This window comes from Ornithinimicrobium pekingense DSM 21552, assembly GCF_000421185.1.
Classification (GTDB): Bacteria; Actinomycetota; Actinomycetes; order Actinomycetales; family Dermatophilaceae; genus Ornithinicoccus; species Ornithinicoccus pekingensis.
Genome location: NZ_ATWJ01000015.1, coordinates 1 through 26,267, shown reverse-complemented (window position 1 = coordinate 26,267; position 26,267 = coordinate 1). Strand labels below are relative to the sequence as shown.

Below are 26,267 nucleotides of genomic sequence, written 5' to 3'. Positions count from 1 at the left end.
GACACTGGGGCGGTGACCCAGCCCGACCACACCGTGTCCCCGCCGGTCTCCCCGGTGCCGACCTTCTACGAGCGTGTCGGTGGCCACGAGACCTTCCGCCGGCTCGTCGCCGAGTTCTACCGGGGCGTTTCCGACGACCCGCCGCTGCGCGACCTCTACCCCGAGGAGGACCTCGGGCCGGCCGAGGAACGGCTGCTGCTCTTCCTCGAGCAGTACTGGGGCGGCCCGACCACCTACCAGGAGACGCGCGGCCATCCGCGCCTGCGGATGCGCCACGTCCCCTTCAAGGTCACCCCGGCCCAGCGCGACCGTTGGCTGCAGCACATGCACGCCGCCATCGACAGCATCCGTGACCAGCTCGGGCCGATGGACGAGCACCTCATGCGCGACTACATGAACCGCGCCGCCCAGGCGATGGTCAACGCGCTGGAGGACTGACCGGCGCGGCTCGGAGCAGGGGCGCGCACCGCATACCCTGGTCCCCCGTGACTGCCGTCCCGCCCACGACCTCGCCCGCCTCCTCCCCCGCCGCCGCGCGCGCCGACGCCGCATGGTGGCGCCACGCGGTGATCTACCAGGTCTACCCCCGCAGCTTCGCCGACAGCGACGGCGACGGCGTGGGCGACCTGGCCGGCATCACCTCGCGGCTGCCCTACCTCGCCGGCCTCGGCGTCGACGCGATCTGGATCAGCCCGTTCTACCTCTCCCCCATGGCCGACGCGGGGTATGACGTCGCCGACTACCGCGCCGTCGACCCCGTCTTCGGCACCCTGGCGGACGCCGACGAGCTCCTCGCCCGGGCGCACGAGCTCGGCCTGCGCGTCATCGTCGACCTCGTCCCCAACCACACCAGCGACGAGCACGCCTGGTTCCGCGAGGCGTTGGCCTCGCCGGCCGGGTCCGCGGCTCGCGGCCGCTACGTCTTCCGCGACGGCGCCGGTCCCGACGGTGACCGGCCGCCCAACAACTGGCGCTCGGTCTTCGGCGGCTCCGCGTGGACCAGGGTCACCGAGCCCGACGGGAGCCCGGGCCAGTGGTACCTGCACCTCTTCGACAGCAAGCAGCCCGACCTCGACTGGCGCAACCCCGAGGTCGTGCGGGAGTTCCACGACATCCTGCGCTTCTGGCTCGACCGGGGCGTCGACGGGTTCCGCGTCGACGTGGCCCACTCCCTGGTCAAGGCCGAGGGTCTGCCCGACTGGGAGGAGAAGGCGGTGATGGCCGGCGGCGGTGACGACGAGTCCGCGCACGCCAACCTGGGCCCGATGTGGGACCAGGAGGAGGTCCACGAGATCTACCGCGGCTGGCGGCAGGTCCTGGAGTCCTACAACGAGACCGGTGACCCGGCCGCCGACCGCATCCTGTGCGCCGAGGCGTGGCTGCCCAGCCTGGAGCGCACCATGCGCTACGTGCGCCCCGACGAGATGCACCAGGCGTTCAACTTCCACTTCCTGGACACCGCCTGGCGCGCCGAGGACCTGCGCGACGTCGTCGACGAGTCGCTCGCGACGGCCGCCGGCGTGGGCGCACCGACGACCTGGGTGCTGTCCAACCACGACGTCGTGCGGCACGCCACCCGGCTCGGCCTGCCCCCGGGGACCCGCCGGCCCAACGGCATCGCCGCGGACGACCCCCAGCCCAACGCCGTCCTCGGCCTGCGCCGGGCACGCGCGGCGACCGCGCTCATGCTGGCGCTACCCGGCAGCGCCTACCTCTACAACGGCGAGGAGCTCGGGCTGCCCGACCACACGGCGCTGCCCCACGCCGTGCGCCAGGACCCGGCCTTCCGGCGCACCGCCGGCGAGGAGACCGGTCGGGACGGCTGCCGGGTGCCGATCCCGTGGGTGGCGGGGGCGCCGGCCTACGGCTTCTCCGCCCAGGACCGCAGCTGGCTGCCCCAGCCGCTGGTCTACGGCCCGCTGGCCGCGGACCGGCAGGAGGGGGTGCCCGGCTCGACCCTGGAGCTCTACCGCACGCTGCTGCGTCTGCGTCGCGAGCACCGCCTCGGCGACGGCACCCTGGAGTGGCTGCCCGGTCATGACCCGTCGGTGCTGGCCCTGCGCACGACCGGCGACGGGGGGCGCCCCGTCACGGTGCTGGCCAACCTGGGCCACGACCCGGTGTCGCTGCCCGACGGCCTCGAGGTGCTGGTCGCCAGCGGCCGGCTGGAGGGCGGTCGGGTGCCGCAGGACGTGACGGTCTGGCTGGCCTGACGTCAGCCGGCGTCGGGCCCGTCCGCCGGCGCCCCGGGCGTGCGCCGCACGCCGACGCGCACGACGCGGTAGCTGTCGACCTCCTCGACCGTGAGGACCAGGCCGGCGGCCTCCACGCTGTCACCGACCTCGGCCACGCGGCCCAGGAGCGCCATGACCAGCCCGCCGACCGTCTCGTAGGCGCCGGGCTCGATCACCACGTCGAGCATGTCGGCCAGCTCGTCGACGTTGAGGCCGCCGGAGACCGACAGCCCGGAGCCCGAGCGCACGGTGACGTCCTCGGGGTTGCGGCCGGTGTCGTACTCGTCGTAGATCTCGCCCACGAGCTCCTCGACGAGGTCCTCGATCGTCACGATGCCGTCGGTGCCGCCGTGCTCGTCCACGACGATCGCCAGGTGCTGCTGCTCCTCGCGCATCTCCGCGAGGGCGGCGAGCACCGGCTTGGTGGGCGGGTATGCCGTGACCGGCCGGGTCACGTCGGACACCCGCCGGCCGGCGCGCTGGTCGTGCGGCACGCCCAGCAGGTCGCGGACGTGGACCACGCCGAGCACGTCGTCGGCGGAGGCACCGATGACCGGGAAGCGGGAGAAGGAGGACTCGCGCACCGTCTGCTCCACCTCCAGCAGCGTGCTGGACGCCGGGAGGAACTGCACGTCGGTGCGGGGCGTGAGCACGTCCTGGAGCCGGTGCTCGCCGGCCCGCAGCACGTCCCGCAGGATCTGGCGCGGGTAGGGGCGCAGCTCGCGGTTGTCCTCGATGATCCGGCGCACCTCCTCCAGCGACATCTCCTCCCCGGCCGCCTCCGGGTCGCCGCCGAGCAGCCGCACGACGAGGTTCGTGGACGCCGACAGCAGCCAGATGACCGGCTTGAGCACGACGGAGAGGACCCCGAGCGGCGGCGCCAGCACCGCCGTGAAGGCCCGCGCCCGCTGCATGGCCAGCCGCTTGGGCACCAGCTCGCCCAGCACCAGCGACAGGTAGGCGATGAGCAGCGTCATCAGGACCAGGGCGAGGCTGTCGGCCAGCCCGTCCGCCACCCCCCAGGACTGCATCAGCCGGGCCAGGGAGGGCGCCAGCGTGGCCCCGCCGAAGGCGGAGGAGAAGAACCCGGCCACCGTGACGCCGACCTGCACCGCCGAGAGGAACCGGTTGGGGTCGCGGACGAGGGCCGCGATGCGGCGCCCGCGCGGTCCGGCCTGGGCGAGGTCGTCGACCTGGGACTGCCGCAGCGAGACGATGGCCATCTCGGTGGCCGCGAAGACGCCGCCGACCAGCACGAACAGCAGGACGAGACCGGCGTTGACCAGGATCGACGAGTCCACCCTCGCCAGGCTAGCGCCTCACCGCCTGCCCTCCTCGGCGAGCGCGTCGAGCGAGCGGGGCAGCTGCCGCATGCCGACCAGCGGGGAGAGCAGCACGGGCAGCGCGGCCGCCAGCCCCAGGACGGAGAAGACCCACATCGTCGGGACGAGGCCCAGGGCGAGCACCTCGAGGCTCCCGGCGGTCGCGGGGTCCCGGCCCAGGAGGCCGCCGAGGAACGCGCCGACCGGCATGGGACCCCAGACCAGGAAGCGGATCGAGGCGTTCATCCGCCCCAGCAGGGGCCTGGGACACAGCCGCTGACGGAAGCTGACCTGGGCGATGTTGTAGGTGACCACGCCCCACCAGGCGACCACCTGCCCGACGAGGAGGGTAGGCAGCGGCGGCAGCACCGACGCCAGCGGGACGGCGACCATCGCCGCCCCTCCGACGACCGCCGCCAGCGGGATGACCCGGCCCTCCCCCACGAGGCGCGCGGTCCGGTCGGCCGTGACCGCGCCCAGCAGGCCCCCGACGGCGCCGGCCGACATCACCAGGCCCAGCGTGGTCTCCGAGAGGCCCAGCGTGCGCACGGCGTAGAGCACGAACAGGGCGAAGACCGCCGAGCTGGCCAGGTTGGACAGCCCGGTGCAGGCCACGATCCGCCGCAGCAACGGGTGCCCGAGCACGAACGCCATACCCTCCTTGACCTCGGTGGCCAGAGGGCGGCGGGCGGCCGGGTCGGGCGTCTGCTCGCGGTGCCGGATGCGGCTGACGAACAGCGAGGACAGCGCCATGCACACCGACGTCACGGCGATGGTCAGCGGCGAGCCGACCACGCGCACGAGCGCCCCGGCGGCGGCCGGGCCGACCACGATCGCCGTCTGCTGGCTGGCCTGCAGCTTGGCGTTGCCCTCGCCGATGGCGGCGCCGTCGACGATCTCGGGCAGGTAGGACTGGTTGGCCACGTCGAAGAAGACGGTGATGCAGCCGACCGCGAAGGCCACCACCAGCAGCTGCCCCATCGTCAGCACGTCGAGCAGCCAGGCGAGCGGCACGGTGAGCAGCAGCGCGGCGCGCAGCAGGTCACCGGCGACGAGCACCCGCTTCTTGCGCCAGCGGTCGACCCACGCCCCGGCCGGCAGGCTGATGAGCAGGAACGCCAGCGACTCCAGCGTCGCCAGCAGACCCATCTCGAAGGCGCTCGCCCCGAGCACCTGCACCGCGAGCAGCGGCATCGCGAGGCCGACGAACTGCATACCGAAGACCGAGACGGTGTCCCCCATCCACAGCTGACGGAAGTCGTGGTGGCGGAACAGGCTCTGGCGGGGCGCGGCGGCTGCCGCCTCGGTGGTCACCGGAGCATCGTGCGCCCAGTGATTGAGGTTTGTCAATCACTTCTGTGCCAGACTTCCGGCATGACGTCTCCGGAGCAGGTCGGCGTCCGGCGCGAGGCCACCGACGCCGAGGCCCGGGCACTGGCCTCCGGGCTGCGCCTGCGGATCCTGCGGCTCACCCTCGACGAGCCCCTCACCAACCGCGAGATCGCCGAGGCCCTCGGGCTCAACCCCGCGACGGCGCTGCACCACGTGCGCACCCTGGTCGACACCGGCTTCCTGGAGGCTCTGGAGCCCCGCCGCGGGCGGCGCGGTGCTCGCGAGATCCCCTACCGGTCCACGGGCAGGTCGTGGTACATGAGCACCCCCGTGGGCGCCAGCTCGCTGCTCGAGGCCTTCCTCGCCGAGATCGCCACCGTCCCGGAGCCCGACCGGGACCTGACCCGGCTCGGGCTGCGGCTGCCCGCGGCCGAGCTGGAGGAGCTGCGCGCCCGGCTGTGGGAGCTGGTCCAGGAGTTCCACGACCGCCCGCGCGACCCGGAGGCCGAGCCGTGGTCGCTCTTCGTGGCCCTGCACCCCGACACCAGCCAGCGCCCGCGACGGTCGCCGTGACGCTGCGGTAAGGCCCCCCCTCAGCGGCAGAGGATGTGACCGGCCGGCAGGCTGACGCGGGTCCACGGCCCGGCGCGGTGCACCGTCGCGACGAGGCTGTGCTGGCCCCCCTCACGCGCGAACCCCAGGGCCAGCGCCGCGAGCCCGGCCCCGGCCGGGACGTCGTGGTCGAGCAGCCGGCCCCACACGCGGGCGCGCAGGGCGGCGACCGCGGGCGCGCCGGCCGACCCGGGGGTCCCCTCGGCGACCTCCGCGACACCGCGCCGGGCGGCCTCCAGCAGGGCCGCCGAGCCCAGCTGCCCCACGGGCGCCCATCCGCTGCGGGGCGGCGTGACACCGCCCCACGGCGGGGAGACCGTCGTCGGCGGGACGGTCAGCACCGTGCTCGTGTCGGCGGTCACCCCCCGCCGGGCGAAGCGGTCGGTGAGCCCGGACAGCGGGACGGTGGCGTCGAGGCGGTGCTCGCCCGCCAGCGGCATGGTGCGCAGGCCCAGGACGGTCCCGGAGCCGACCAGGTCACGCCCCGGGAGCACGCAGACCCAGGCCGCCAGCACCGCGCCGACGGCCTGCAGCCGGATGGCGCCCCCCGTGTCGTACGCCCGGGCGCGCCCGACGTAGGTCGACAGGTCGACGAGCGACTCGACGTCGGCGAAGGTCAGGGTGGCGTGCCGGTCGCCGACCTGGCCGCTCACGCGTGGGCCCCCTCGCGGCGGGCGGCCTCGCGGTCCCCGCGCAGGCGCGGGGCCGGGCCCGACACCCGGGCGAGCGCCTCGCGCTCGGCGTCGCCCAGCCGGCGCGGCCGCTGCCCCGCCAGGTCGTAGGCGACCAGCGTGACCCGGCCCCGCGCGTAGACGGTGTCGTCCCCCTCCGGCCCGGCGACCGCATACCCGAGGTCGAAGGAGGCCGCCCCGTTGCCGGTGCACCACACCGCGACCCGGGCGGGGGCGTAGGCGTACTCCATCGGCACGAGGTAGTCGATGGCCTGCGAGACGACGAGCATCCCCTCGTCGATGAGGTCACGGTCCTGCCCGAACCAGTCCTTGAACGCGTAGACCCGTGCCTCCTCGAAGAAACGCAGGTACTGCACGTTGTTGACGTGGGCGTAGGCGTCCATGTCCGACCACCGCACGGTGATCGGGTAGACGCCCGCGGCGGCGGGCACCTGCGGCAGGGTGGCAGAACTCATGCGGCCCATTGTCCCCACGCACTAGAGTGAGCCGCAGCCACGGGGCCCCGCTGCGCGGTAAGGAGAGGAACGATGACGACCGGACCGACCGTCGCGCTGTTCGCCACGTGCTTCAACGACACGATGTGGCCCGAGGCGCCGCGGGCCACCGTGCTGCTGCTCGAGCGCCTGGGCTGCCGGGTGGTCTTCCCCCGGGAGCAGACCTGCTGCGGGCAGATGTTCACCAACACCGGGTATGCCGACGAGGCCACGCCGCTCGTGCGCCGCTACGCCGACGTCTTCGGCCCCTACGACTACGTGGTGGCCCCCTCTGGGTCGTGCGTCGGCTCGGTCCGCGAGCAGCACGCCGCCCTGGCGCGTCGGGCCGGGGACACCGCCCTGGAGGCCGCGGCGGAGGCGTCGGCGGCGCGGACCTACGAGCTGTCGGAGTTCCTCGTCGACGTGCTCGGGGTCACCGACGTCGGCGCCTACTTCCCCCACCGCGTCACCTACCACCCCACGTGCCACTCCCTGCGGATGCTCCACGTCGGCGACAAGCCGCTGCAGCTGCTGCGCCAGGTGCGCGGCATCGACCTCGTCGAGCTCCCCTCGGCCGCGGAGTGCTGCGGCTTCGGCGGCACCTTCGCGGTGAAGAACGCCGACACCTCCATCGCCATGGGAGCCGACAAGGCCCGGCACGTGCGCGAGACCGGTGCCGAGGTGGTGGTCGCCGGCGACAACTCCTGCCTGGCGCACATCGGCGGCATCCTCGACCGCCAGCGCTCCGGCGTCCGCACGCTGCACCTGGCCCAGATCCTCGCCTCGACCGAGGAGGTCCCGGCATGACCGGACCCCAGCCCGCCCCCGGCCGTCCCGGCGCTCCCCCGACGGGTGACGTCGGCGGGGGCCCCACGGCATACCCCGACGGCGCCCGGCGCGCCGACGGCCTCGGCGAGCCTGCGGCGGGCGGCGGCCCGGACAGCTCCGGGCCGCTGCAGCGCACCTCCGAGACCTTCCTGGGTATGCCGTCCTTCCAGACGGCCGCCCGGGCCGCGCTGGCCAACACCCAGCAGCGGCGCAACCTGGCGCACGCGACCGCGACCATCCGCGCCAAGCGTGCTGCCGTCGTCGCCGAGGTCGACGCGTGGGAGGAGCTGCGGGTCGCGGGGGCCGAGGCCAAGGACGAGGCCCTGCACCACCTGCCCGACTATCTCGAGCAGCTGGAGGACAACCTCACCGCGCGCGGGGCCACCGTGCACTGGGCGCGGGACGCCGAGGAGGCCAACGCCATCGTCGTCGGCCTGGTGCGTGACCGCGACGCCGAGGAGGTGGTCAAGGTCAAGTCGATGGCGACCCAGGAGATCGAGCTCAACGAGGCGCTCGAGGCGGCGGGGATCCACGCGTGGGAGACCGACCTGGCCGAGCTCATCGTGCAGCTGGGCCACGACCGTCCCAGCCACATCCTGGTGCCCGCGATCCACCGCAACCGGGCCGAGATCCGCGAGATCTTCCTGCGCGAGATGGGTGACGTGGGCCGCCCGGCCCCCGCCGACCTCAGCGACGAGCCCGCCCGGCTCGCCGAGGCCGCGCGCCTGCACCTGCGCGAGAAGTTCATGCGGGCCCGCGTCGCGGTCTCCGGCGCCAACTTCGCGATCGCCGAGACGGGGACGCTGGTCGTCGTCGAGTCCGAGGGCAACGGACGCATGTGCCTGACCCTGCCCGAGACCCTCATCTCGGTGGTCGGGGTGGAGAAGGTGCTGCCCACCTTCGCCGACCTCGGCACCATGCTCCAGCTGCTGCCGCGGTCCAGCACCGGCGAGCGGATGAACCCCTACACCTCGATGTGGACCGGGGTGCACGACGGCGACGGCCCGCAGGACGTGCACGTGGTGCTGGTCGACAACGGCCGCAGCCACGTGCTGTCCGACCCCGTCGGCCGCGACGCGCTGCGCTGCATCCGCTGCTCGGCGTGCCTCAACGTGTGCCCGGTCTACGAGCGGGCCGGCGGCCACGCCTACGGGTCGGTCTACCCCGGGCCGATCGGTGCGGTGCTCAACCCGCAGCTGCGCGGGACGGCCAGCGACGTCGACAAGTCGCTGCCCTACGCCTCCTCGTTGTGCGGCGCGTGCTTCGAGGCCTGCCCGGTGCGGATCGACATCCCCTCCCTGCTAGTGCACCTGCGCACCCAGGTGGTGGACGAGGCCTCCGGCCGCTCGCCCGAGGCGCTGGGCATGAAGGCCGCCGCGTGGACGTTCGGCGACCACCGCCGCCTCGAGGCCGCCCAGCGGGCCGCCACGCTCGGGGGCCGGCTGCTCGGGGACCGCACGGTCCGCAACGTGCCCGGGCTGGGCGCCTGGGCCCAGGCCCGCGACGTGCCGACACCGCCGAGGGAGACCTTCCGCCAGTGGTGGAGGCGGACCCACCGTGACGAGGACCGGGAGGACACGTGAGCGGGGCACGCGAGGAGATCCTGGGCCGGTTGCGCGCCGCCACCGCCGACGTGAGCACGCCGCTGGGTGCACGCGGGGAGCCGCCGGTCATCCAGGCCGCCGCCGGCAGCGACCACGAGACGCTGGAGCTGTTCGCCGAGAACGTCGCCGACTACCGCGCGACCGTCGTGCGCTGCGACCCCGGCGGGGTGGCCGGGGCGGTCGCCGACGCCCTCGCCCGCCGTGGGGCCCGCTCGGTGGTCGTGCCCGACGGGCTCGACGCGTCCTGGGTCTCCGGGCTCGGGGGCGAGGTGCGCGTGGTCGCCGACGACGGCCTCACCCCGGCCGACCTGGACGGGCTGGACGCCGTGGTCACCGCGGCCCGCGTCGGCATCGCCACCACCGGCACGATCGTGCTCGACCACGCGGCGGACCAGGGCAGGCGCGCCCTGACCCTCGTGCCCGACCAGCACGTCTGCGTCGTGCGGGCCGACCAGGTCGTCCACGACGTTCCCGCCGCGGTCACGCTCCTCGACCCCACCCGGCCGCTGACCTGGATCAGCGGACCCAGCGCCACGAGCGACATCGAGCTCAACCGGGTCGAGGGGGTCCACGGGCCACGGACCCTGGACGTGGTCGTCGTCACCTGACGCGTCGCCACCCGACGCGTCGTCACCTCACGCACGCAGCGGGGGTGCGCCGCAGGCGCGGGCGCGGAGCCACGCGGCGGTTACGCTGCTCCCGTGACCGACGGCTCCCTGACCGACCCCATCGACGACCTCCTCGACGTCCTGGACCTGACGTGGGAGGGCTCCACCACCATCCGCGCCGTGGCACCCGAGGGGCTGGCCGCCGACCTCGGCGCCTCCGAGGGTGACGTCTTCCTCGGTCGCAGCCAGCCCCAGCCCCACGGCCGCGTCTTCGGCGGTCAGGTCCTCGCGCAGGCGGTGATGGCGGCCGGCCGCACGGTGACGCCCGTGGACGACGGCAGCGACGCCGAGCCGCAGCAGCGCCACATCCACTCCCTGCACGCCTACTTCCTGCGCCCCGGTGACGCCCGGCGTCCGATCCAGTTCGTCGTGGAGCGCATGCGCGACGGACGCAGCTTCTCCGCGCGGCGCGTCCACGCCCTGCAGGAGGGGCGGATCCTGCTGTCGCTGACGGCCTCCTTCCAGGAGCTGGCGGACGGCCTGGAGCACGACCTGCCCATGCCGTCGGTGCCCGACCCCGACACGCTGCGCTCCGACCGTGACATCCTCAGCCGGATCGACCATCCCGCCGCACGTCACCGCGCCGAGCGCAACGCCATCGACCTGCGCCACGCCGAGCCGCTGCTGCTCGGGCCGGCCGAGCCCGGGGCGGGTGAGCAGTCGGTCTGGATGCGCGTGGAGCGGGAGATGCCCGACGACGACCTGCTGCACGCGGCCGTCCTCGCCTACGCCTCCGACTATGTGCTGCTCGAGCCGATCCTGCGCCGCCACGGCGTCGGCTGGGGCGACCCGCGGCTGCGGCCGGCCAGCCTGGACCACGCCATGTGGTTCCACCGCCCGGCGCGCGCCGACCAGTGGCTGCTCTACACCCAGTCCTCCCCCTCGGCACGCTCCGGGCGCGGTCTCGGGCTGGGCCACATGTTCGCCCACGACGGCCGCCTGCTGGCCACCGTCGCCCAGGAGGGCATGGTCCGCCTCAAGGACTGAGGCCCTGGCGCCCGACCTGAGCTGACCCCGCTACTCGTCGGCGAGGATGCAGAGCTCGTTGCCGGACACGTCGTGCAGCACCACCCACGAGTGCCCCGCGGCCCACGGCTCGGTCGACCGTGTCGCCCCCAGCTCGAGCGCCAGCCCGACGAGCGCCTCCTGGTCGGGTCCCCCCGCCTCGGGGCGGACGTCGAGGTGGGTGCGGTTCTGGCGCCGCTTGGGCTCCGGCTCCTCGCACAGCTCCAGCAGCGGGCCGCGCAGGCTCGGGTGGCGCAGGGTGACCGGCGCGACCCCGGGCGCAGGCACCCAGCCGGTCAACGCGGCATACAGCCGACCGTCGCGCTCCGGGTCGGCGCTGTCGAGCGGCAGCGCTGCGACCGGGCCGGTGTCGCGGTAGACCTCCCGCTCCTCCATCACGCAGAAGGGGTTGCCGTCCGGGTCGGCGAGCACCACCCAGGGCACCGCGCCCTGGCCGATGTCGAGCCGGCTCGCGCCCAGGGCCAGCAGCCGCTGCACGACCGCCTCCTGGTCGGCGCCTCCCGCGAGGTCGAGATGCAGCCGCCAGCCCGGCGGGGGCGGGTCCGGGACCGGCTCGATGCAGATGTCGAGCCATGCGTCCTCGCCGAACGTCAGCCGCCCCTCGTAGTCACCCTCGAAGGCCGGCCGCCCGTCGACCAGAGCCAGGGCCGCCGACCAGAAGCGGCCGGTCGCTTGAGGGTCGCGGGCCTGCATGACGATGTTCTCCAGGCGCATGCTCCGACCGTAGCCCGCCTCCCCGACGTCACGTCAGGTCGTCGTGGTCGCCCCGGACCCACTCGGCATACCTGCGCGCCGAGCGGAGCACGACGTCGCGGGCCCCGACCGGGACCTGCTCGCCGAAGTTGTCGTAGAGCCGGTCGAAGGTCAGCGCGGCGATGCTGTCGGCGACCCGCGTGACGACGGCCGCCGACAGGGGGATGAGGTTGGGGAAGGAGCGCATGAACGTCACCCACCCGGGGTCGGGCACCGCCTTGCACGTGTCCCCGGCCAGCAGCACGCCACGGCCCCCGGCCCCCGCGTCCCAGACGGCGACGGCGCTGCCCGGGAAGTGTCCTCCGGGTTGGCACGTGCGGATGCCCGGTAGCACCTCGAACGGCTCGGACCAGGAGACGATCTCGCCGTCCTCGCCCCGGCGGCGCACCCATCCGCGGTCGGCCTCCGAGACGTAGACCGGGGCGCCGAAGGCGCGTGCCCACTCCAGCTGGCAGCCGTACATGTGCGGATGGCTCGCCATGACGGCGGCCACGCCACCCAGCCCGGCCACCTTCTCGCGCGCCGCGTCGTCGAGGTAGCCCGGCACCTCCCACAGCAGGTTGCCGCCGGGGGTGCGCACGAGCATGGCGCGCTGGCCGATGTCGACCCGGGGCGTGGCGTGCAGGGCGAAGCAGTCGGGCTCCACCTGCGTGACCTCGACCGAGCAGCCCTCGGCGGCCCGCTCGCCGAGGGTGGTCCAGCGCTGCCCGTCGCGAGGCACGTACTGCCGCTCGTCGGCGCAGATGGCGCACGTGTGCTGGTCGGTGTCGTTCTCCACGCCGCAGGTGGCGCACGAGCGCCAGGTCTCGTCATCGCCGCGCATACGTGCCAATCTAGTAGTGGCGAACGGCTAGCAGGGAGGCGTCGCTATGTGGTGGCAGGACGCGCTGTGGGGCATCTGGAACGGCATCACCGCCTGGGTGGTGCTCATCGCGCACGTCTTCGACGCGTGGGGCCGCTTCCCGGTCTACGACGTGGCCCGCAGCGGCAACTGGTACGACTTCGGCTTCCTCCTCGGGGCAGGGTCCCCCGTCCTGGGGCTGCTCGGTGGTGGCCGCTCCACGAGAGCACGCCGCTAGGAGGCCGTGCCGTCGACCGGCAACGTGCGCCGGGAGACGACGAGCCGCTCGGCCCCGCTGACCGGGTCGGTGAACCGCACCCGCGCGGCCAGCAGCTGCAGCGGCGTGGAGAAGTCACCGGGGGCCACCTCGCGCACCGTCGGGTAGAGCGGGTCGCCCTGGATCGGCACCCCCAGCCCCGCCAGGTGCACCCGGAGCTGGTGGGTCTGTCCCGTCGTGGGCGTCAGGCGGTAACGCCCCAGCCCCGGCCGGACGACCTCGACCAGCTCGACGAGGGTCTCGGCGTTCGGCTCCCCCGGCACGACCGCAGCCTGCAGCTCGCCGCGGTGCTTGACGACCCGGTTGCGGACGAGCACCGGCAGGTCGAGCCCGTCGGGCAGCGGCGCGAGCGCCTCGTAGGTCTTGGCGAGCCCGCCGCGCTGGACCATCCGCTGGTAGGCGCCCCGCACCTCGCGCCGGGTCGTCAGCAGGAGCACGCCGCTGGTGAGGCGGTCGAGCCGGTGCGCAGGGGCCAGCTCGGGCAGGTCCAGCTCGCGCCGCAGCCGCACCAGCGCGGTCTGCGCGACGTGCGCACCGCGCGGCATCGTCGCCAGGAAGGGTGGCTTGTCGACGGCGAGCAGCCCCGTCCGCCGGTCGTGCAGCAGGACCGTGAGCTCCCCCGGCACCGCGACCTCCTCGGGCAGGTCGCGGTAGAGGTATGCCGCGCCGCCGGGCCGGTAGGACGTGGCCGCGTCCACCCGGGTGCCGTCGGCGAGGAGCACCTCCCCCGCCCGGACGCGGCGCCATACCCCGTCGGCGTCCCCGGTCACCCCCACGAGGAAGTCGACGACCGTGCGCGGCTGCCGGCCTGGCGGCAGCACCGGCATCCGGACGCGCGCAGGCCCCAGCCCGTCCCGGGGAGGGAGCGGGGGCTGGGGCCTGCGTCGACGTGGCACGCGCGGTGCGGTCCGGCGGGTGGCTGCCGGGCGCCGGAGCGGGGGTCAGTCCCGGGTCAGCTTGCGGTAGGTGACCCGGTGCGGCCGGGCGGCGTCGGCGCCCAGGCGCTCGACCTTGTTCTCCTCGTAGGCCTGGAAGTTGCCCTCGAACCAGTACCACTTCGAGGGGTTCTCCTCGTCGCCCTCGTAGGCCAGCAGGTGCGTGGCCACGCGGTCGAGGAACCACCGGTCGTGGGAGATGACCACGGCGCAGCCGGGGAAGTTCTCCAGCGCGTTCTCCAGGCTGCCGAGGGTCTCGACGTCCAGGTCGTTGGTCGGCTCGTCCAGCAGCAGCAGGTTGCCGCCCTCCTTGAGGGTCAGCGCGAGGTTGAGACGGTTGCGCTCGCCGCCGGAGAGGACGCCGGCCTTCTTCTGCTGGTCGGGGCCCTTGAAGCCGAACTGGCTGACGTAGGCGCGGGAGGGGATCTCGACGTTGCCGACCTGGATGAAGTCGTTGCCGTCGGAGACGACCTCCCACAGGGACTTCTCCGGGTCGATGTTCTCGCGCGACTGGTCGACGTAGGAGATCTTGACCGTGTCACCGATCTTGACGTCACCGGCGTCGGCGTCCTCCAGGCCGACGATCGTCTTGAAGAGGGTCGTCTTGCCGACCCCGTTGGGGCCGATCACGCCGACGATGCCGTTGCGGGGCAGCGTGAAGGACAGGCCGTCGATGAGGACCCGGTCACCGAAACCCTTGCGCAGGTCGGTGACCTCGATGACCTGGTTGCCCAGGCGCGGACCCGGCGGGATCTGGATCTCCTCGAAGTCCAGCTTGCGGGTCTTCTCGGCCTCGGCGGCCATCTCCTCGTAGCGGGCCAGGCGCGCCTTGTTCTTGGTCTGCTTGGCCTTGGGGTTGGAGCGCACCCACTCCAGCTCCTTCTCCAGGCGCTTGGCGAGCTTGGCGTCCTTCTTGCCGGCGATGGCCAGCCGCTCGCGCTTCTTCTCCAGGTAGGTGGAGTAGTTGCCCTCGTAGGGGTAGAGCTTGCCGCGGTCGACCTCGGCGATCCACTGCGCCACGTTGTCCAGGAAGTAGCGGTCGTGCGTCACCGCCAGGACGGCGCCGGGGTAGGCGGCGAGGTGCTGCTCGAGCCACTGCACGGACTCGGCGTCCAGGTGGTTGGTGGGCTCGTCGAGGAGCAGCAGGTCCGGCTTGGACAGCAGCAGCTTGCACAGCGCGACGCGGCGGCGCTCACCACCGGACAGGACGGTGACGTCGGCGTCCGGGGGCGGGCAGCGCAGGGCGTCCATCGCCTGCTCGAGCTGGGCGTCGAGGTCCCAGGCGTCGGCGTGGTCGATCTCCTCCTGCAGCTGGCCCATCTCGGCCATCAGCGCCTCGAAGTCGGCGTCGGGCTCCGACATCAGCTCGCCGATCTCGTTGAACCGGTCGACCTTGCGCTTGATCTCGCCGAGGCCCTCCTCGACGTTGCCCAGGACCGTCTTGTCCTCGTTGAGCGGCGGCTCCTGCAGCAGGATGCCCACGCTGTAGCCGGGCGAGAGACGGGCCTCGCCGTTGGAGGGCTGGTCGAGCCCGGCCATGATCTTGAGGATGGTCGACTTGCCGGCGCCGTTGGGCCCGACCACACCGATCTTGGCGCCGGGGTAGAAGGACATCGTGACGTCGTCGAGGATCACCTTGTCGCCGACCGCCTTGCGGGCGCGCGTCATGGTGTAGATGAATTCGGCCATGCTCGCCAGGGTATCCGTCGAGTGCCGCCGCGCCCGAATCGCCGGCGGCCGCCTCCGGGCGGTGCCTCGGGCGGTGGACGGCGGCGGGCGGCGGGACGCCGGGGACGGGACGCCGGGCGGACGGTCGGGGTGGGTGCAGGGGCACGCCCGCCCGGGTCCCCGGCTTCCTCAGGCGGCCTCGCGGTCCTCCACGTCCTCGGCCATCCCGCCCCGCGCGGCCAGGACCGCCGCCTGCTCGTCGCTGACCACCCCGTCCTCGTCCGCCAGGGCGTCCAGGCCGTCCTCTCCCGAGGGGTCCTGGTCCGGGTCGTGCTCCTCCACCCGGTCGAGGCCGTACGTCGAGCTGCCCCGGCTGAACGCGGCGGTGCCGAACGTCAGGTCCGGCCCGATCGAGTCGGCGTCGACCGTCGGGTTCACCCGGGGGCCGGTGTCGCTGGTCCACTCCCGCAGCCGGAACTTGCCGTGGACGATGACCGGGTCACCCTTGCTGAAGCTGCGCAGGGCGTTGGCGCCCAGGGCGCCCCAGCACAGCACGTCGAAGTACGTCGTGCCGGTCGTGACCCACTGGCCGCTCTCCTTGTCCAGGCGGCGGTTGTTGACCGCCACGGCCAGCGCCGCGAACGGGTCGCCCGTCCTGCTGCCGATCCGCAGCTGCGGGTCACGGGTCAGGTTGCCCGTGATCGTCATCCTGCTCTCCACCATGGTGTTCCCCTCCTGTGTCGTGCCCGTCGGTGACGGGGCCTCGTGCCAGCCATCGTCGGACGCTGGCGGCGGGGACGGAACAGGCCCGGGCCCTCCTGTGGACGAGGAGGATCCGGGCCCGACCCATGTGGACGACGGTGCGGTGGTGCTGGTCCTTCAGGCCCCCGCCCGCTCCAGCAGCTCGCGGGTCTTCTCGTGCCGGTCGAGCACCGTCGTGACCGGCCTGCGGACGTGCTGGTAGGACACCTCGTCGATCGCGTCGTCCAGCAGCTCCTCGACGTGGCGCCGGCGGCGTCGGGCACCGACGCGGGCGGCCACCGCGGCCACCATGGCCAGCAGCAGGCCGGCGACCAGACCGCCGACCAGCAGCGCGAGGGGGATCGGCACGGGCCCCCAGAACGGCACGTCGACCGGCAGGGCGAACCAGCCGAGCACGGCCACGAGCGCGAGCCACAGCAGGCCGGCGACCGCGAGGAGGGCCAGGACCAGCTGCAGGACGCCCAGGACCGACCACCACACGGGGGCACGGGTGCGCAGCGGCGTGCTGACGACGGCCTGATCCAGGGCGTCGGCGAGGTTGTCCTCGGTGGGGCTGGCGGCCTCCACCAGGGCCTCCTGCCAGCGGACCGGCAGCTCGGTCCCGGCGTCCTCGGCCACCTGCCGGGAGGCCAGCTGCACGTTGGCACGGGCGGCCGGGGTCGGCGACGGCAGGGACGACCGGCCCAGCACCGCCCGCACGTCGGACGGCGCGATGCCGGCGGGGCCGGGGGTGTCGTCCCCCAGGCGCAGCCGCTTGAGCGGGTCGGGCCGCAGGGCGGACATCCACCGGGTGAACGGCCAGCCGGCGCGGGCGTTGGCCTGGCGCAGGTAGTCGCGCTCGATCGCGTCGAGCACGACCGGCACGCCGGAGGCCTGCTTGAGGGCGTCGTGGAGCCGGTCGTCGGCGGCCTCGGTGAGCACGGGCGTCTGCGGGGCCACCCCCTCACCCACCCGGTCGGCCGAGGTGCGCAGGTCGGCGACGAGGCGGGCCTCGGCGGCGTTGCGCGCGCTGACCACGGTGGCGATCCGGGCGCGCAGGTCCTGCAGCCCCTCGCCCGTGCGCGCGGAGGTGACGATGACGTCGTGGTCACCCGCCCCGTCGGCCTGCACGAGCCGGCGCAGGTCGTCGCGGACCTGCTGCACGTCGTCCTTGTCCCGGATCCGGTCGACCTGGTTGAGCACCACGAGCATCACGGTGTCGTGGTGGCGCAGCGGCTGCAGGTAGTCGTCGTGGAGCCGTGCGTCGGCATACTTCTGCGGGTCGGCGACCCACACGAAGACGTCCGCCCGCTCCAGCACCCGGTCGGCCTCGACGCGGTGCCGCAGCTCGCGGGAGTCGAAGTCCGGCAGGTCGACCAGCACGAGACCGTCGAGCTCGCCCTCGTCACCGTCGGCGACCACCTGGTGCCGGTCGCCGATGCCCAGCCAGTCGAGCAGCTCGCCCGCGGGCTCCTCGCCCCAGACGGCGGCCGACGCCTCGGCGGTGGTGGGGCGGCGCGGGCTGATCGTCGAGACCTCCCGACCTACCAGGGCGTTGAACAGGCTGGACTTGCCCGACCCGGTGGATCCGGCGAGCGCCACCACGGTCCGGCCACCCTTGAGCGCCCAGCGCTCCTGCACCCGCTGCACGACCCCGCGGGCCTGGGCGACGGCACCGGGGTCGAGCTCGTCACCTCCGACGTCCAGCGCAGAGCGCAGACGCTCCGCGCGCTCGGTGAGCGGCACCATACCCGCGCCCCGCCCGGGACTGCGTCGACGCCCGATCACCGGGCCGCCTCCACGCCTGCCGCGGCCGCCCGCAGCTCCTCGGCCGCGTGCTCGCGCACGGCCACCTCCTCCAGGACGCGCTCGAAGCGCGCCCGCTCGTCCTCGTAGAGCCGCTCGACGTGCCCGAGCAGCGCCTTCCTCGCCTTGGTCGCCATGGACCGCACCGCCTGGTCGCCGAAGACCGCCTCGAGCAGCCGCTGCGCCAGCACGGCCGAGCCGCCGGCGATCGCGATCTCCCCACCGGTCAGGCCGGCCGTCATGCTGAACACCACGATCATGAGCAGCACCGCGAACCCGTTGACGCCGAAGGCCAGGTAGCGGGCCGTCGCCCGCCGCGAGCCGGCTTCCTCGCGCACCAGGTCCAGGACCTCGCCCTGCCAGTCGCGGATGAGCCGCTCGACGCGCTCGGTCAGGTCCGGGGAGGCCTTGCCCAGCCCGGGGTGCTCGCGCACCAGCTCCGCCCCACCCGGCAGCGTCTTCCAGGAGCGGGTGGCGGTGCTCGCGGCCACCTGGCCGTGCGAGGTGATCAGCGCCGCGGCGCCGGTCTGGATGGCGTCACCGAGCGGCTCCGAGCTGACCTGCCGGCCGGTGAAGTAGGCCGCCACGCGGTCGCGCAGCCGGCCGATGCCGGCCTCGACCGACCGGAGGAACTCGCCCGTCCCGACCAGCTCCTGCCAGCGCGCGAGCACCTCGCCGCGGAGCAGGGAGCCGTCCTGCACGCCCTGCGAGACCCCCTCGAGAGCGGCGGCGTATGCCGTGCGCGGCGCCTGCTCGAGCTCGGCGAACGCGGCCGCCTGCGCGGCCACGGCGTCGGCGACGCCGACCGCCCGGCCGTCGAGGGAGCCGAGGGTGCCGGACAGCGTGCGCCGGATGACCACCGAGCGGGCGCGGGCGTCCCGGGCCAGCGACTGCAGCCAGCTGCGCAGCCGTTCGACGTGCTTGACCGGGATCATGCCGCGGTTGAGGTCGACCTCGAGCACCGTGAAGATCGGCGCCTGGCCCAGGCCCTGCTCACGCAGCATCGAGGCCAGGTGCAGACGGACCTGCTCGAGCGCCTCCGGAGGCACCCGGTTGAGGACGATCGCCACCGAGGTGCCTCGCTCGGAGGCCTCGCGCAGCAGGTCCCACGGGACGGCGTCGGCATACCGGGCGGCCGTGGTGACGAAGAGCCAGAGGTCGGCGGCGGCGAGCAGCTGGCGCGACAGCGAGCGGTTGGCCTTGACGACAGAGTCGATGTCGGGGGCGTCGAGCAGCGCGAGCCCGGCGGGCAGGGAGCTGGTGGGGACCAGCCGCACCGAGCCGGGGTCGTCGGCCGCGCCGCCCTCCCCGACGCCGGCGACCCGGGCCAGGCCCGGGAGCACGCGCTTGTCGGTGAACCAGCGCGTGTCCTGCTCGTGGTGGACCAGGACCGAGGCGCGGGTCGTCGGACGGATGACGCCGGTGCGGGTCACCTCGTCGCCGACGACCGAGTTGACCAGGGTGGACTTGCCCGCGCCGGTCGACCCTCCGACGACCGCGAGCAGCGGGGCGTCGAGGGCGCGCAGCCGCGGCAGCACGTAGTCGTCGAGCTGCTGGACCAGCTCGCGCCGGGAGCCGCGCGCGCCCTCGGTCCCGTCGAGCTCCAGCGGCAGGTGGACGGCGTCGGCGGAGTCCCGGAGCCGTTCGACGGCGGCGAGCAGCGCAGCGGGATCCTTGTCGTTCACGGGCCCTAGTTTCGCAGGGAGGGGCCGGTCGGACGACATCGCCCCGCCGGGGTCGGCGGGTCTGGTCACCGGGTCGTGTCGGCGTGGGCGAGCAGGCTGCGGGACTCCGCGAGGAAGGACTGGGCGTGCCCGCCGAACCAGTCGCCGATCTCGCGGAAGCGGGCGACGAACTCCTCGCGGTCGCCGCGCAGCAGCAGCTCGAACGCCTGGGCGTAGCGGGTCTGGTAGCGCTGGATGAGCGCCACGACGTCCGGGGAGGCAGTGATGATGTCGTAGTAGAGCTCGGCGTCCTGGGCGAAGAGCCGGCCGACCATCACCAGCTCCAGGCGGTAGATCGGCGACGACAGGGCGAGCAGCTCGCTGAGGTCGTGGTCCTCGTGCGCCAGGTGCCACCCGTAGACGAACGTCGAGAAGTGCCGCAGCGCCTGGATCAGGCCCATGAGGTCGTCGTGGTCCTCGGCCGAGATCTCGTGCACCCGGGCGCCCCACAGGTGGATCTGCTCGACCAGCCAGAAGGAGGCCTCCGGCGCGCGGCCGGGCACCACCGCCACGACCTGCTTGGCGAGGCTGTCCACGTCGGGGCCGAACATCGGGTGCAGGCCCAGCACCGGGCCAGGATGGACCTCGAGCATCGCGGCCACGGCCGCCTTCTTGGTCGACGTCAGGTCGACGAGCAGGCAGTCGTGGGGCAGCGGCGGCAGGGAGCGGATCACCGCGACGGTGTCGTGGATGGGCACGGACACCATGACCATGCCCGCGTCGGCGACCGCCTGCGCCACCTGCTCGTCGGTGTCGTCCCGCTCGACCACGCGCACCTCATACCCCGACAGGCGCAGCATGCGCGCGAAGAGCGAGCCCATCCGCCCGCCCCCGCCCACGACCACGACCGGCCCCAGGCGCGGCGCGCGCCGGGTGAACCCCATGTTCTTCTCGTGCGCGTAGGCCTCGCGCATGAGGCGGCGCAGGACGTCCTCCACCAGGTCCGGAGGCACCCCCTGCTCAACGGCCAGCTCGCGCTTGGCCTCGATCATCGCGCTCTCGCGCTCGGGGGCGTAGATCGGCAGCCCGTGACGCCCCTTGACCTCGCCGACCTCGCCGACGAGCTCCAGCCGGCGGGCCAGCAGGTCGACGAGCTGGGCGTCGACCTCGTCGATCTGGGCGCGCAGGTCGGCCAGCGGGGCGTCTGCCCCGGTGGCCCCATCGAGCTGACGTCCTGGCATGCCCGCGATCCTAGTCGGCGGGGACAGCCCCTCTACACTGGCGACCGCCGGCCCCCGTAGCTCAATGGATAGAGCACCGGCCTTCTAATCCGTAGGTTGCAGGTTCGAGTCCTGCCGGGGGCGCTGCGGGAAACGTCGTTTGACCTGCGACAACGTGTCGGCGACCTCTCCCGCGTGCAATATACGTGCAACAGTGGACGGGATGGGCTTCGGCCTCACGTGGGCCTCGAACCTGCCGGAGGTGGGCTGTGCCGGGGCGAGGCACGTGTCGATGGCTGTGCCTTTGAGCAGGTGAGCGTACCGGCTCAGGAGCCGCCGACGGTCCGCTGGTGGATGTCTTGTGCCGTGGGCGAGGGACAGGCCTCCTCGGCGGCGTTGGCGTCAGAGCCGGGCGCAAGTGGAAGCACGGCGTCCTCACCCCCGGCCTGGTAGGCCGCCACCCAGGTCTGTCGACTTGGCAGCACGCGGACAGGGAACCCGGCTCTGGTGAGACAGTCGGCCTGCTCGACGAGGAGCTCGTAGAAGGCACCGACCTCTTCGGTGCTCAGCGGCGCCGTGCCAGGTGGGACCTCGCCGTGCTGCGCGCGGCAGTCCTGCATGGCTGCGTCGAACCCCTGCTGCTGCGAAGCATTGATCTCGGGCAGCTGCAGCCCCTCGCCCTCGTCCACCGGCTCGGCGGGGAACCCGCGCTCGGTCAGGCAGGCTCCGATGGCAGCTATCCAGGATCGGAGGTCCTCATCAGCGTTGGCGCGGTTCCCACTGACGGGCGGCTGGTCCAAAGCCGGGTCGTCGGCACCGGTGCATCCTGCGAGTACGACCGCTACCACGCATGCAGCAGCCAGGCAGGTGAGCTGCAGCGAGCGCGTCATCATGGGTACCTCACGGTGTGCGTAGGACGCGGACCGGGTCGCGGGTGGCCGCGTAGAGGGCGGGCGGGACGGCCGCGCAGGCCGCCGCGAGAAGGGCGAGGGTGGCGGTGCCGGTGGTGAATTCCCAGGGTGGGACGGCTCCGAGCCGCTGGGTGAGCAAGATGCCGGCGGTGGTGCCGAGGGCGGCGCCCGCCAGCGCCGGAACGAGGGTGCGCAGGACGACGAGGGTGATGATGGCGGTGCGCGTGGCGCCCAGTGCCCGGCGGCGGCCGAGGTCGGCGCGGCGCACGAGGACGTCGGCCAGGGTGACGATGGCCACCAGCAGCGCACCGGCGCCCAGGACGCCGAGCAGCAGGCTGCGGCCGAAGAGCGCGAGGTCGCCGGTGACCTGGTCCTGCAGCTGGGCCAGGGAGACCGGGGAGGTAATGGTCAGCGCGTCCGGGGCCGGTGGGTCGATCAGCCGCAGCACCTGTGACTGGGTGACCTGCGCGGCGTCGGCGGTGGTGAGCACGACGTGCAAGGAGTCCAGGGCCCGCTCCTCGGGCGCGACGTACAGCACGCCGGTGGCGTAGTCGGCGAACGGTTCTCTGGGGGTGAAGGAGCCGACGACGGACCAGTCGTCGACCACAGTGGTGGAGGCCCGGGCGACCCAGCCGACCGGGTGGTCCATCCCCAGGCGGTCCATCGCGGCCTGGGTGACAATGGCCTCACCCGGACCAGGCCAGCGGCCGGCGGTCAGGGTTGCGACCGCAGCCAGGTCCCCCTGGACACCCCACGCCGGAACACGCGTCGCGTCCTGGCCTACGACGCCGTTGACGACGTCCACGGGGATGAGGGTCCCGACACCCCGTTCACTGGTGGAGAGGCCGATGGCTTGGTCCACCACCGCCGGGGTCAGGAGCCCGTCGCCACGGGCGTCGGCGACGACCAGCACGCGGGAGCCGGCCGAGTCCAGCCGGTCCAGCAGCTGCTGCTCGGCGGACGCGGTGCGCCCGACGGTGGCGATGGTGGCCGCGCACATGGTCGCCACGAGCAGCAGCACCAGGACCGTGGGCACCTTGGTGGCCCACGCCGTGGCCAGCGCCTCCCGGACCAGCAGCCACGGCCTCATCGTCGGCTCCCTGCGGATGTCGTGGGCGTCATAGGGCCAGGACCTCGTCGGCGTGCTCGAGCACGAAGGGGTCATGCGTGGCCACCACCACGGTGCGGGCGGTGCCGCCGTCAGTGCCTGCGGCCGCGGACAGCGCCGCGAGGACGCCCGTGGCGTTGTCGCGGTCCAGGTTGCCCGTGGGTTCGTCGGCGAGGACGACCGCGGGGTCGGTGACCAGGGCACGTGCCACCGCGACTCGTTGGGCCTGCCCGCCGGAGACCTCCCCCGGTCGATGCTCCGCGCGGGCGCCCACACCGAGCTGGCCCAGCAGCTCCCGGCCCCGGGCCCGGGCAGTGCCGAGGGACCAGCCCGCGTAGAGCGCCGGTTCGACGACCGAGTCCAGCACCGTGCGAGTGGGGTCGAGGGCGGAGTCCTGGAAGACGAACCCGATCTGGTGCGCGCGCAGCCGGGAGCGCGTCGCGTCGGCCGCCGTCGACACGTCCCGCTCCCCCAGCAGCACCTGGCCGCGGGTCGGGGTGAGCATGAGCCCCAGGACGTACAGCAGGGTGGACTTGCCCCGCCCGGAAGGGCCGGTCACAGCGGTGACGGCGCCGGGAGTGAACACGTGAGTAAGCCCCTCGAAGAGCTCCTCGCCACCGCAGGTGTAGGCGAAGGTCAGGTCCCGTACCGCCAGCATGACCCCTGCTCACCCACCCTGGGTGGAGTCGGCGCCATCACCGGGCAGGGGCACCGGCTGGGTGCTGGGGGTGCCGTCGAGAACCTGCACGCGGGTACCGGGGTCGATGCCCCTCACCACCACGAGGCCCTGCCCGGACCCGGCCATGGTCACGTCGACCTCGCCGGACGGTGTGATGACATAGGCAGTGCCATCGGCGCGGGTGCGAACCGCGGCGGCCGGCACCGTGGTGCCCTCCACCCGGGGCACGATCACCACCTCCGAGCGCAACGTCACCTGCGCATCTTTAGGCAGCGCACCGCACTCCTCGCCGCAGACCTCGCCACCGTCGGGGGCGGTGAGCTCGAACGTGGTCGACCCGAACTCATCCAGCTGCGACCCGGCGATCACCGCCTCCCACGTGTGGTCCTCGTAGGTGATCTCCACAGTGGCCTCGGCCGGGATCAGGCGTGCCTGGTCCTGGGTCACGACCAGGACAAACTCCCGCTGCCCGGTGGGCGCCAGGACCGCGTCCTCACCCCCGCCGAGGGTCTTGCCCACCACGACGGCCTCACCGAGCTGGACCACCGCCGGCAGGTCCGGCACCGCGACCAGCTCCCCCAGCGGCACCTGCCCTGTCCGCTCCCGCTCCTGCTCCTCCTGCCAGGCACGCACCGCTCGCTCCGTGTCGGTGCCGAAGTCCCCGTCCGCCTCACCCTGCAGGTGGCCCTCGGCAACCAGGAGTCGCTGCAGCGCGGCCACGTCTTCACCCTTGACCCCGCGGGCCAGGTCACGCCAGAACGGGATCTCCGCCTCGACGACCCGCACCGGCGTGTCGCCCACGACGTACACGACATCCCCCTGGTCCACCTCGCCTGGCGAGACCCCCGTCACGACACCTGCCAGGGTGTTCTGCGCCACCGGCACCGCCGGCTGCCGCAACGTCGTCGACAACGGCAACGACCGCCCCACCGACCCCGAAGACGCCTCGCCCCAGACCACCATCTGCTCCGCCCCCTGACGCTGGTCCACGGGGACCGCCGACGTCATCGTCGCCCGCGACGCCCACCACGCCGCACCCGCAGCGACCAGCACCAGCACGAGGACCAGCACGACCCCCAGCGGCCGCTGCCACCCCGGCTCACGCGCCATACCCCCACCAGCCATGCCAACCCGACCTCTCGCCCTCGAAACGGTCACTGCACCCTATAGCTCCAGGTCAACCATCCATTCGCACCTTGCCCAGGAGCATCCCACCCATGCGGCGACACAGACCTGCCCTACTCCTCCGGCCCGTAGAGCAGCTCGTCCGGCGGGTCGTACGGGCAGACGGTGGTCCAGAAGTCCTGCAGCGACGTCCACCGCCCTGACCTCACGTCGGACAGGATCTGCTCATCGACGTCACGGTTGAGGAAGTAGCTGGGTGTCCCCGCGAGCTGACCCTCCACGTACACCTCTCGCGCCGGTAGCGGCTCGTGGTTGTACCCGTTGTCCGTCAGACACGGGATGGTGAAGTCACGCCAGTGGTCGTACACCAGGCCGTGCTCCCGCGCTCCCCATGGCCTGACTGTGAGGATTCCCTTCGCAGCCTGATGGTGATGGGCTGTGGCTGGTGGCCGCGAGCGTGACCCTTGGCCTGACTGGCTTCGTGCCTTCGGCGTGACATGTCCGCTCGTGGTCGCCGGCCCCGGCCCGGTCGGAGCAGCTGGCCTGATCAGGAGCTTGACCGTCCTGGCGTTGACGGCGCCCGGACGTGTCTCATCACAGTCCTGCCGAGTCTCCGCCCCGGACCGGAACCACGTCCCCGTTCCGGCAAGGAGGAGAACGCAATGCCCAGTCTGACCGATCTGCGCGAGGTCGTCGACGTCATCATCGGCGTCGACACCCACGTGCACACCCACTCGGCCGCCATCGTCGAGGCCGGCACCGGTGGTGTGCTGGATGAGATCACCGTGGAGGCCACCGCCGACGGTTACGCCCGGCTGGTCGAGTTCGCCGACGAGCACGCGGTCCTGCGAGCGTGGGCGATCGAGGGGACCGGCGGCCACGGTGCCGGCCTGGCTCGCCACCTGGCCAGCCGCGAGGAGATCGTCGTCGAGCTGGACCGTCCTGAACGTGCGCACCGGCGCAACGGAGCCAAGTCCGACCCGTTGGACGCGGTCCGGGCAGCCAGGGAGGCGCTGTCGCGGGCACGGTTGGGCACTCCGCGTGGCGGTGGTGACCGGCAGGCACTGTCGGTGCTGCTGGCCGCGCGACGCTCGGCGGTGCAGGCCTCCACCGACGCCCAACGTCAGGTGTTCAGTCTGGTCATCGCCGCACCCGAGCAGATCCGCGACCGGTTCCGCGGGCACAAGCTGCCCGCCATGATCCTCATCGCCTCACGGTTGCGTGTCCAGGCCGGCTGGGACGTCGAGACCCTCAGCACCGTTACCGCGCTGCGGTCCCTGGCGCGTCGCGCCCAGGCCCTGACCCAGGAAGCGGCCGAGCACGAGAAGGCGATCCTGGCCATCGTCCGATCCTGGCGGCCCGACCTGCTCGCCCAACCAGGCGTCGGACCGATCGTGGCTGCCACGGTGCTGTGCGCCTGGTCCCACCCGGGCCGCATCCACTCCGAGGCGGCCTTCGCGATGCTCGCCGGCGTAGCTCCGATCCCGGCCAACAGCGGCCAGGTCACCACCCGCCACCGGCTCAACCGCTACGGCGACCGACAGCTCAACCGTGCCCTGCACACCATCGTGCTGTCCCGAATCCGCCACCACGACAACACCCGCGAATACGTCACCCGCCGCACCACCGAGGGCAAGACCCCACGCGAGATCAAACGCTGCCTCAAGCGTTACGTCGCCCGAGACATCTACCGGCTCCTCGAGCACCACCCCGACCAGGCAAACGCTTGACGGACCATAGGAGCGTCA

26 protein-coding genes and 1 tRNA gene are annotated in these 26,267 nt (G+C 73.3%); 10 read left to right on the top strand and 17 right to left on the bottom strand.

All coding sequences use genetic code 11. The annotated features are described in order from the left end of the window. Nucleotides 1-12 precede the first annotated feature (12 nt). A complete protein-coding gene (locus K330_RS0117075; protein ID WP_022923030.1) occupies nt 13-438 on the top strand; it encodes a globin in 426 nt (141 codons plus the stop codon). Nucleotides 439-485: 47 nt separating this feature from the next. Next, nucleotides 486-2,213, top strand: coding sequence for a glycoside hydrolase family 13 protein (locus K330_RS0117070; protein ID WP_022923029.1), 1,728 nt, complete (start codon nt 486-488; stop codon nt 2,211-2,213). A 2-nt stretch (nt 2,214-2,215) separates the two neighbouring features. On the opposite strand, the gene K330_RS0117065 is transcribed toward K330_RS0117070, so the two are convergent. Both K330_RS0117065 and K330_RS0117060 read right to left on the bottom strand, forming a co-directional pair. Beyond that, nucleotides 2,216-3,535: a hemolysin family protein gene (locus K330_RS0117065; RefSeq protein WP_022923028.1), complete on the bottom strand. Its 1,320-nt coding sequence runs from the start codon at nt 3,533-3,535 to the stop codon at nt 2,216-2,218. A gap of 18 nt (nt 3,536-3,553) precedes the next feature. Further along, the gene (locus K330_RS0117060; RefSeq protein WP_022923027.1) at nt 3,554-4,870 is read right to left on the bottom strand and encodes an MFS transporter; all 1,317 of its coding nucleotides are present in this window, start codon (nt 4,868-4,870) and stop codon (nt 3,554-3,556) included. A 60-nt stretch (nt 4,871-4,930) separates the two neighbouring features. Here K330_RS0117060 and K330_RS0117055 point away from each other — a divergent pair, with 60 nt between their 5' ends. Then, the gene (locus K330_RS0117055) at nt 4,931-5,461 is read left to right on the top strand and encodes an ArsR/SmtB family transcription factor (protein ID WP_022923026.1); all 531 of its coding nucleotides are present in this window, start codon (nt 4,931-4,933) and stop codon (nt 5,459-5,461) included. 20 nt (nt 5,462-5,481) lie between these two features. Here the strand turns inward: K330_RS0117055 and K330_RS0117050 are convergent, their stop codons facing one another. After that, nucleotides 5,482-6,153, bottom strand: a complete 672-nt coding sequence (locus tag K330_RS0117050) for a DUF8185 domain-containing protein (RefSeq protein ID WP_040658356.1) — start codon at nt 6,151-6,153, stop codon at nt 5,482-5,484. Further along, the gene (locus tag K330_RS22055; RefSeq protein WP_051145667.1) at nt 6,150-6,647 is read right to left on the bottom strand and encodes an acyl-CoA thioesterase; all 498 of its coding nucleotides are present in this window, start codon (nt 6,645-6,647) and stop codon (nt 6,150-6,152) included. Before K330_RS22055 ends, K330_RS0117050 begins: the two co-directional genes overlap by 4 nt. 72 nt (nt 6,648-6,719) lie before the next feature. Between K330_RS22055 and K330_RS0117040 the strand changes: the two genes are divergently transcribed. The 4 genes from K330_RS0117040 to K330_RS0117025 all read left to right on the top strand — a co-directional run bounded on the left by K330_RS0117040 (nt 6,720) and on the right by K330_RS0117025 (nt 10,752). Continuing rightward, nucleotides 6,720-7,472, top strand: coding sequence for a (Fe-S)-binding protein (locus tag K330_RS0117040; RefSeq protein ID WP_022923024.1), 753 nt, complete (start codon nt 6,720-6,722; stop codon nt 7,470-7,472). A gap of 176 nt (nt 7,473-7,648) precedes the next feature. After that, entirely contained in the window at nt 7,649-9,076 is a 1,428-nt protein-coding gene (locus K330_RS0117035) for a LutB/LldF family L-lactate oxidation iron-sulfur protein (protein ID WP_051145671.1), read from the top strand. Then, a complete protein-coding gene (locus K330_RS0117030; protein ID WP_022923022.1) occupies nt 9,073-9,705 on the top strand; it encodes a LutC/YkgG family protein in 633 nt (210 codons plus the stop codon). Before K330_RS0117035 ends, K330_RS0117030 begins: the two co-directional genes overlap by 4 nt. 93 nt (nt 9,706-9,798) lie before the next feature. Continuing rightward, the gene (locus K330_RS0117025) at nt 9,799-10,752 is read left to right on the top strand and encodes an acyl-CoA thioesterase (RefSeq protein ID WP_022923021.1); all 954 of its coding nucleotides are present in this window, start codon (nt 9,799-9,801) and stop codon (nt 10,750-10,752) included. Between the two features lie 30 nt (nt 10,753-10,782). Here K330_RS0117025 and K330_RS0117020 read toward each other — a convergent pair whose 3' ends face one another. Both K330_RS0117020 and K330_RS0117015 read right to left on the bottom strand, forming a co-directional pair. After that, nucleotides 10,783-11,505: a VOC family protein gene (locus tag K330_RS0117020; protein ID WP_022923020.1), complete on the bottom strand. Its 723-nt coding sequence runs from the start codon at nt 11,503-11,505 to the stop codon at nt 10,783-10,785. A gap of 28 nt (nt 11,506-11,533) precedes the next feature. Continuing rightward, complete coding sequence (locus tag K330_RS0117015) at nt 11,534-12,367, bottom strand: MBL fold metallo-hydrolase (protein WP_022923019.1); 834 nt, start codon at nt 12,365-12,367, stop codon at nt 11,534-11,536. A gap of 46 nt (nt 12,368-12,413) precedes the next feature. Here K330_RS0117015 and K330_RS0117010 point away from each other — a divergent pair, with 46 nt between their 5' ends. Continuing rightward, complete coding sequence (locus K330_RS0117010) at nt 12,414-12,623, top strand: hypothetical protein (protein ID WP_022923018.1); 210 nt, start codon at nt 12,414-12,416, stop codon at nt 12,621-12,623. Here K330_RS0117010 and K330_RS0117005 read toward each other — a convergent pair. From K330_RS0117005 to tyrA, 6 genes are all read right to left on the bottom strand, one after another. Next, nucleotides 12,620-13,489 carry a pseudouridine synthase gene (locus tag K330_RS0117005; protein ID WP_022923017.1) on the bottom strand — a complete coding sequence of 290 codons (870 nt, stop codon included), beginning with the start codon at nt 13,487-13,489 and terminating at the stop codon, nt 12,620-12,622. The genes K330_RS0117010 and K330_RS0117005 overlap by 4 nt on opposite strands. A gap of 114 nt (nt 13,490-13,603) precedes the next feature. Continuing rightward, the gene (gene ettA, locus K330_RS0117000; RefSeq protein ID WP_022923016.1) at nt 13,604-15,286 is read right to left on the bottom strand and encodes an energy-dependent translational throttle protein EttA; all 1,683 of its coding nucleotides are present in this window, start codon (nt 15,284-15,286) and stop codon (nt 13,604-13,606) included. A gap of 168 nt (nt 15,287-15,454) precedes the next feature. Beyond that, entirely contained in the window at nt 15,455-15,973 is a 519-nt protein-coding gene (locus tag K330_RS0116995) for a single-stranded DNA-binding protein (protein WP_169448608.1), read from the bottom strand. 171 nt (nt 15,974-16,144) lie between these two features. Continuing rightward, entirely contained in the window at nt 16,145-17,755 is a 1,611-nt protein-coding gene (locus K330_RS0116990; protein ID WP_229665775.1) for a YfjP family GTPase, read from the bottom strand. Between the two features lie 35 nt (nt 17,756-17,790). Then, the gene (locus K330_RS0116985) at nt 17,791-19,536 is read right to left on the bottom strand and encodes a dynamin family protein (protein ID WP_051145670.1); all 1,746 of its coding nucleotides are present in this window, start codon (nt 19,534-19,536) and stop codon (nt 17,791-17,793) included. A gap of 26 nt (nt 19,537-19,562) precedes the next feature. Beyond that, the gene (tyrA, locus tag K330_RS0116980; RefSeq protein WP_022923012.1) at nt 19,563-20,717 is read right to left on the bottom strand and encodes a bifunctional chorismate mutase/prephenate dehydrogenase; all 1,155 of its coding nucleotides are present in this window, start codon (nt 20,715-20,717) and stop codon (nt 19,563-19,565) included. A 50-nt stretch (nt 20,718-20,767) separates the two neighbouring features. Here tyrA and K330_RS0116975 point away from each other — a divergent pair. After that, nucleotides 20,768-20,840, top strand: a tRNA-Arg gene (locus tag K330_RS0116975). Between the two features lie 182 nt (nt 20,841-21,022). Here the strand turns inward: K330_RS0116975 and K330_RS0116965 are convergent. From K330_RS0116965 to K330_RS0116945, 5 genes are all read right to left on the bottom strand, one after another. After that, nucleotides 21,023-21,589 (bottom strand): hypothetical protein, encoded by a 567-nt coding sequence (locus K330_RS0116965; RefSeq protein WP_022923010.1) that lies wholly within the window; start codon nt 21,587-21,589, stop codon nt 21,023-21,025. A gap of 7 nt (nt 21,590-21,596) precedes the next feature. Next, complete coding sequence (locus K330_RS0116960; RefSeq protein WP_022923009.1) at nt 21,597-22,697, bottom strand: ABC transporter permease; 1,101 nt, start codon at nt 22,695-22,697, stop codon at nt 21,597-21,599. A gap of 28 nt (nt 22,698-22,725) precedes the next feature. Beyond that, the gene (locus tag K330_RS0116955) at nt 22,726-23,373 is read right to left on the bottom strand and encodes an ABC transporter ATP-binding protein (protein ID WP_022923008.1); all 648 of its coding nucleotides are present in this window, start codon (nt 23,371-23,373) and stop codon (nt 22,726-22,728) included. A gap of 9 nt (nt 23,374-23,382) precedes the next feature. After that, nucleotides 23,383-24,504, bottom strand: a complete 1,122-nt coding sequence (locus K330_RS22050; protein WP_022923007.1) for a peptidoglycan-binding domain-containing protein — start codon at nt 24,502-24,504, stop codon at nt 23,383-23,385. A 128-nt stretch (nt 24,505-24,632) separates the two neighbouring features. Further along, nucleotides 24,633-24,800, bottom strand: coding sequence for a hypothetical protein (locus K330_RS0116945; RefSeq protein ID WP_156875863.1), 168 nt, complete (start codon nt 24,798-24,800; stop codon nt 24,633-24,635). A 381-nt stretch (nt 24,801-25,181) separates the two neighbouring features. Here K330_RS0116945 and K330_RS0116940 point away from each other — a divergent pair, with 381 nt between their 5' ends. Next, the gene (locus tag K330_RS0116940) at nt 25,182-26,249 is read left to right on the top strand and encodes an IS110 family RNA-guided transposase (protein WP_022923005.1); all 1,068 of its coding nucleotides are present in this window, start codon (nt 25,182-25,184) and stop codon (nt 26,247-26,249) included. Nucleotides 26,250-26,267: the final 18 nt, after the last annotated feature.

Excerpts from the sequence above, each read along its gene's own strand:
- K330_RS22055 (WP_051145667.1), bottom strand. The coding sequence starts at position 6,647 with ATGAGTTCTGCCACCCTGCCGCAGGTGCCCGCCGCCGCGGGCGTCTAC.
- K330_RS0116965 (WP_022923010.1), bottom strand. The coding sequence starts at position 21,589 with ATGATGACGCGCTCGCTGCAGCTCACCTGCCTGGCTGCTGCATGCGTG.
- K330_RS0117055 (WP_022923026.1), top strand. The coding sequence starts at position 4,931 with ATGACGTCTCCGGAGCAGGTCGGCGTCCGGCGCGAGGCCACCGACGCC.
- K330_RS0116940 (WP_022923005.1), top strand. The coding sequence starts at position 25,182 with ATGCCCAGTCTGACCGATCTGCGCGAGGTCGTCGACGTCATCATCGGC.
- K330_RS0116960 (WP_022923009.1), bottom strand. The coding sequence starts at position 22,697 with ATGAGGCCGTGGCTGCTGGTCCGGGAGGCGCTGGCCACGGCGTGGGCC.
- K330_RS0117015 (WP_022923019.1), bottom strand. The coding sequence starts at position 12,367 with ATGCGCGGCGATGACGAGACCTGGCGCTCGTGCGCCACCTGCGGCGTG.
- K330_RS0116990 (WP_229665775.1), bottom strand. The coding sequence starts at position 17,755 with ATGGTGCCGCTCACCGAGCGCGCGGAGCGTCTGCGCTCTGCGCTGGAC.
- K330_RS0117040 (WP_022923024.1), top strand. The coding sequence starts at position 6,720 with ATGACGACCGGACCGACCGTCGCGCTGTTCGCCACGTGCTTCAACGAC.
- K330_RS0116985 (WP_051145670.1), bottom strand. The coding sequence starts at position 19,536 with ATGTCGTCCGACCGGCCCCTCCCTGCGAAACTAGGGCCCGTGAACGAC.
- K330_RS0117020 (WP_022923020.1), bottom strand. The coding sequence starts at position 11,505 with ATGCGCCTGGAGAACATCGTCATGCAGGCCCGCGACCCTCAAGCGACC.
- K330_RS22050 (WP_022923007.1), bottom strand. The coding sequence starts at position 24,504 with ATGGCGCGTGAGCCGGGGTGGCAGCGGCCGCTGGGGGTCGTGCTGGTC.
- K330_RS0117005 (WP_022923017.1), bottom strand. The coding sequence starts at position 13,489 with ATGCCGGTGCTGCCGCCAGGCCGGCAGCCGCGCACGGTCGTCGACTTC.
- tyrA (WP_022923012.1), bottom strand. The coding sequence starts at position 20,717 with ATGCCAGGACGTCAGCTCGATGGGGCCACCGGGGCAGACGCCCCGCTG.
- K330_RS0116995 (WP_169448608.1), bottom strand. The coding sequence starts at position 15,973 with ATGACGATCACGGGCAACCTGACCCGTGACCCGCAGCTGCGGATCGGC.
- ettA (WP_022923016.1), bottom strand. The coding sequence starts at position 15,286 with ATGGCCGAATTCATCTACACCATGACGCGCGCCCGCAAGGCGGTCGGC.
- K330_RS0117035 (WP_051145671.1), top strand. The coding sequence starts at position 7,649 with ATGCCGTCCTTCCAGACGGCCGCCCGGGCCGCGCTGGCCAACACCCAG.
- K330_RS0116955 (WP_022923008.1), bottom strand. The coding sequence starts at position 23,373 with ATGCTGGCGGTACGGGACCTGACCTTCGCCTACACCTGCGGTGGCGAG.
- K330_RS0117010 (WP_022923018.1), top strand. The coding sequence starts at position 12,414 with ATGTGGTGGCAGGACGCGCTGTGGGGCATCTGGAACGGCATCACCGCC.